The 4764-nt window shown below is 67.7% G+C and carries 4 protein-coding genes; all 4 read left to right on the top strand.

Annotated elements, in window-relative coordinates; translation table 11 throughout:
- Positions 1-625: N-acetyl-gamma-glutamyl-phosphate reductase (locus ABDV68_RS18355; protein WP_343521540.1), on the top strand; the 625-nt coding region annotated here is incomplete at its 5' end.
- Between the two features lie 75 nt (positions 626-700).
- Positions 701-2158 (top strand): glucose-6-phosphate dehydrogenase, encoded by a 1458-nt coding sequence (zwf, locus tag ABDV68_RS18360; RefSeq protein WP_343521541.1) that lies wholly within the window; start codon positions 701-703, stop codon positions 2156-2158.
- 171 nt (positions 2159-2329) lie between these two features.
- Complete coding sequence (pgl, locus tag ABDV68_RS18365) at positions 2330-3040, top strand: 6-phosphogluconolactonase (protein WP_343521542.1); 711 nt, start codon at positions 2330-2332, stop codon at positions 3038-3040.
- 148 nt (positions 3041-3188) lie between these two features.
- Positions 3189-4721 (top strand): phosphogluconate dehydratase, encoded by a 1533-nt coding sequence (gene edd, locus ABDV68_RS18370; RefSeq protein WP_343521543.1) that lies wholly within the window; start codon positions 3189-3191, stop codon positions 4719-4721.
- Positions 4722-4764 lie beyond the last annotated feature (43 nt).

Below are 4764 nucleotides of genomic sequence, written 5' to 3' on the forward strand. Positions count from 1 at the left end.
GGCGATCGCCGAAGCGCGCCATGTCAGCAATCCGGGATGCTGGCCGACCGGCTTCCTCGCGCTGGTGCGCCCGCTGGTCCGCGCCGGCCTTATCCCGCCGGACTGGGTGCTCACCGCGGGCGGCGCATCGGGCTATTCGGGCGGCGGCAAGTCGATGATCGCCGAGTTCGAGGACGGTGGCGACACTACCGGCTACCGCGCCTATGGCCTCAATCTCGAGCACAAGCATCTGCCCGAGATGCAGAAGCACGCGCGCATCGATCACGCCCCGATCTTCCAGCCCGCGGTCGCGCGCGCCTATCGCGGCATGCTGATCGAGGTGCCGCTGCCGCTCCAGGCGCTGCCGCGCAAGCCTTCGCCGGCTCAGATCGAGGCGGCGCTGGCCGACGCCTATCGCGATTCGCCGATCGTCCGCGTGCTGCCTGCCGACGACGTGTCGCTGGTTCGCATCGAAGACGACGCCGGCACCGATCGCCTGACGATCCGGGTGTTCGGCAATGCCGAGCGCGGCCAGGCGCGGCTCGTCGCGACGCTCGACAATCTCGGCAAGGGCGCGGGCGGCGCGGCCGTGCAGAATCTCAACATCATGGCCGGGTTCGACCAGACCGCGGGGCTGGTGCTTTAGCAGCGAATAGGTATGCGCGCTTCGCATCGCGCGCATCCGCTGCTAGGGGGAGCCCGCAAGACATTGGGAGGATCGATGCGACAGCCATTCGGCAAGCTGCTGCTCTTCGGAGCCACCGGGGATCTCTCGCAGCGCATGCTGATTCCGTCGCTCTACGGCCTCCATGCGGACGGCCTGCTCCCCGCCGGCCTGACGATCACGGGGACCGCACGGTCAACGCTGTCAGATGCCGAATTCCGCGAGTTCGCCGCCAAGGCGCTCGACACGCACCTGCCCGAGGATCGCAAGAACAAGGAAGCGATCGCCGCTTTCCTCGAGCGGCTGCAGTACCAGGCGCTCGATGCCGCCGATATCGCGGGCTATTCGGCGCTTGCCGACAAGCTCGGCGATATCTCCGGCGGACTCGCCATCTTCCTGTCGACCGCGCCGAAGTTCTTCGAGCCGACGATCAAGGGCCTCGCCTCGGCCGGTCTCGCGGGCAGCAACGTGCGCATCGGCCTCGAAAAGCCGCTCGGCACCGACCTCCCCTCCAGCCGCGAGATCAACGACGCCGTGGCGTCGGTCTTCCCCGAGGACCGCACCTTCCGCATCGACCATTATCTCGGCAAGGAGACGGTGCAGAACATCCTCGCGCTGCGCTTCGGCAATTCGCTGTTCGAGCCGATCTGGAACGCCGCCGGGATCGACCACGTCCAGATCACCGTCTCGGAGACCGTCGGGCTCGAGGGCCGCGCGGGCTATTATGACGAGGTCGGCGCGCTGCGCGACATGGTCCAGAACCATATCCTCCAGCTGCTCGCGCTGATCGCGATGGAGCCCCCTGCCCGTTTCGACGGCACCTCGATCCGCGACGAGAAGGTCAAGGTGCTGCGCTCGCTGCGCCCCATCGCGGGGCAGGAAGCCGCCAACCTCACCGTCACCGGGCAATATACCGGCGGCGCGTCGACCGGGAAGATCGTCGCCGGCTATGCCGAGGAGCTCGAGAAGGCCTCGAAGACCGAGACCTTCGTCGCGATCAAGGCGCATGTCGACAATTGGCGCTGGCAGGGCGTGCCCTTCTACCTGCGCACCGGCAAGCGCATGACCGAGCGCCGCTCCGAGATCGTCGTCCAGTTCAAGCCCGTGCCGCATTCGATCTTCGCCGAGCGCGGCGGCGTGCTCCAGTCGAATACCCTCATCATACGCATCCAGCCCGAGGAATATGTCCGCCTCCTCGTCATGGCCAAGGAACCGGGCCTCGATCGCGAGGGGGTGCGCCTGCGCGAGGTGCCGCTCAATCTCAGCCTCGAGCACGAGTTCGCCGGCACCCGCCGCCGCATCGCCTATGAGCGCCTGCTGCTGGACTTGCTCGAGGGCGATCCTACCTTGTTCGTGCGCCGCGACGAGGTGGAGGCGCAATGGACCTGGATCGACGCGATCCGCGCCGGCTGGGACCAGGCCGACGTCAAGCCCAAGCCCTATGCCGCAGGTACCTGGGGCCCCTCTGCGGCCATCGCATTGACGGAACGAGATGGCGTGACGTGGAACGAGTGATGGCCCTGACCATTCCTCCCCCGGAGGGGGAGGTGGCATCGCGCAGCGATGACGGAGGGGTATTCTCCGCTCGCGACATCGCTTGTGGCGACTACCCCTCCACCGCTTCGCGGTCCCCCTCCCCCTCCGGGGGAGGATTTGAAATCCACATCCCACCGGAGAACAACTGAAATGGCCGAAGAAATCGAATGGTGGGAATATGAGGAAAGCGATGAATGGAGCGACGCCCTCGCCGGCGACATCGGCTTCATCATCGAGAGCGCGATCGATGCGCGCGGCGGCGCGGTGATCGCGCTGGCGGGCGGGCGCACCCCCGCCCCGGTCTATGAGAAGCTCGCCGCCGCCAAGATCGACTGGAAGCGCGTCACGATCGTCCCGACCGACGACCGCATCGTCCCGCTCGGCGATCCAATGTCCAACGTCACGGGTCTCGGCAAGGCGTTCATTCCCAAGGGCGCGCGCGTCATCCCGCTCGTCAGCGAGAAGGCGGATGACTACAAGGCGGCCGGCCGCGCCGCCGATGCGCGCCTCGCCGACTTCCACTGGCCGCTCGACCTCGTCCTGCTCGGCATGGGCGCGGACGGGCACACCGCGTCGATCTTCCCCGGCCCCGATCTCGACGAGGCGCTCAACGGCCCCAAGGAGCGCCGCGCGCTCGGCGTGATGCCCGATCCGCTGCCGCCCGAGGCTCCGGTCGCCCGCGTCACCCTTTCCGGCGGCGCGATCGCCAACGCCAAGTCGCTGATGGTCGCGATCACCGGCGCGGAGAAGCGCAAGGTGCTCGAAGCCGCGATCAAGCAGGGCGCGTCCTCGTCCTACCCGATCGGCCGCATCCTCGCCGAGACCGAGCTGCCGGTCGACGTGCATTGGCTGGAAGGCTGATGTCGCCGATCGCCACCCTCCCCCACCTCGTCATCCCCGCGAAGGCGGGGATCCATTCGGGCTGGCGTATCGAAGGAGCCGCACCGGCTGCGGCAATGGATTCCCGCCTTCGCGGGAATGACGGGCAGCATGTGCGAAGGCACGAGTCATGACCAATCTCCACCCCGAAGTCGCCGCAGTCACCGATCGCATCATCGAACGGTCCGGGAAGCGCCGCGACGCCTACAACGCGCTGATGGTCGCGCAGCGCGAGGCCGGCAGCAGCACGCGCGGGCGGCTCGGCTGCGCCAACCTCGCCCATGCCTATGCCGGGACGGACGAGCAGCGCGACGTGATGAAGCCGGCCAACCGGATGAATATCGGCATCGTCACCGCGTACAACGACATGCTTTCCGCGCACGCGCCCTATTACCGCTATCCCGAGCAGATGAAGATCTGGGCGCTCGAAGCCGGTGCCACCGCGCAGGTCGCCGGCGGCGTCCCGGCGATGTGCGACGGCGTGACTCAGGGCTATGCCGGGATGGAGCTGTCGCTGTTCAGCCGCGACACCATCGCCCTCGCCACCGCCGTCGCGCTCAGCCACAACACCTTCGAGGGCGCCGCTTTGCTCGGCATCTGCGACAAGATCGTCCCCGGGCTGCTGATGGGCGCGCTGCGCTTCGGCCATCTCCCGATGGTGCTGATCCCGGGCGGCGCGATGCGCACCGGCATCGCCAACAAGGAGAAGGCGCGCGTCCGCGAGCTCTATGCCGAGGGCAAGGCGAGCCGCGAGGAGCTGCTCGAATCCGAGATCGCCGCCTATCACGGCAAGGGCACCTGCACCTTCTACGGCACCGCCAACTCCAACCAGATGATGGTGGAGGCGATGGGCCTGCACATGCCCGGCGCCGCCTTCGCCAACCCGCTGACCAAGCTGCGCCAGGAACTGACCCGCGCCGCGGTGCAGCGCCTCCCCGAGATCGGCTGGGACGGCAACGACTATCGCCCGATCGGCGAGATCGTCGACGAGCGCGCGATCGTCAACGCGGCGGTGGTGCTGCTCGCCACCGGCGGATCGACCAACCATCTGATCCACCTGCCCGCGATCGCGCGCTGCGCCGGGGTGCTGATCGACTGGGAGGATTTCGACCGCCTGTCGCGCGTCGTGCCGCTGCTCGCGCGCGTCTATCCCAACGGCTCGGCCGATGTGAACGGCTTCGAGGATGCCGGCGGCCCGACCTTCGTGATCCGCGAGCTGCTCAAGGGCGGCATCCTGCACGGCGATACGCTGACGGTCGCAGGCGGCAGCCTCGCCGACTATGTGAAGCGCCCGGTGCTCGAGGACGACAAGCTCGTCTGGGTCGATCACCCCGAGCAGAGCGGCGACGACACCATCCTGCGCACGATCGACGCGCCCTTCTCGCCCGAAGGCGGCTTCCGCATCCTCTCGGGCAATCTCGGCCGCGCGTGCATCAAGGTCAGCGCGGTCGAGCGCGACCGGTGGACGATCGAGGCCCCCTGCCGCGTGTTCAGCGACCAGCAGCAGGTGCAGGACGCGTTCAAGGCAGGCGAGCTCGACCGCGACGTGGTCGTCGTGGTCCGCTTCCAGGGCCCGCGCGCCAACGGCATGCCCGAGCTGCACAAGCTCACCCCGCCGCTGGGCAAATGCCGGGACATTCCCTTTTTGTGCTTTTTTAATTAGACGCACTTGCTTCATCTCATCCACACCTCCTACACCTGTTAGA

Origin of the sequence: Sphingomonas sp., from assembly GCF_039595165.1 — a bacterium.
Taxonomy (GTDB): domain Bacteria; phylum Pseudomonadota; class Alphaproteobacteria; order Sphingomonadales; family Sphingomonadaceae; genus Sphingomonas.

Bases quoted from the DNA above. Each gene is read 5' to 3' on its own strand.
- zwf (WP_343521541.1), top strand. From the start codon at position 701: ATGCGACAGCCATTCGGCAAGCTGCTGCTCTTCGGAGCCACCGGGGAT.
- pgl (WP_343521542.1), top strand. From the start codon at position 2,330: ATGGCCGAAGAAATCGAATGGTGGGAATATGAGGAAAGCGATGAATGG.
- edd (WP_343521543.1), top strand. From the start codon at position 3,189: ATGACCAATCTCCACCCCGAAGTCGCCGCAGTCACCGATCGCATCATC.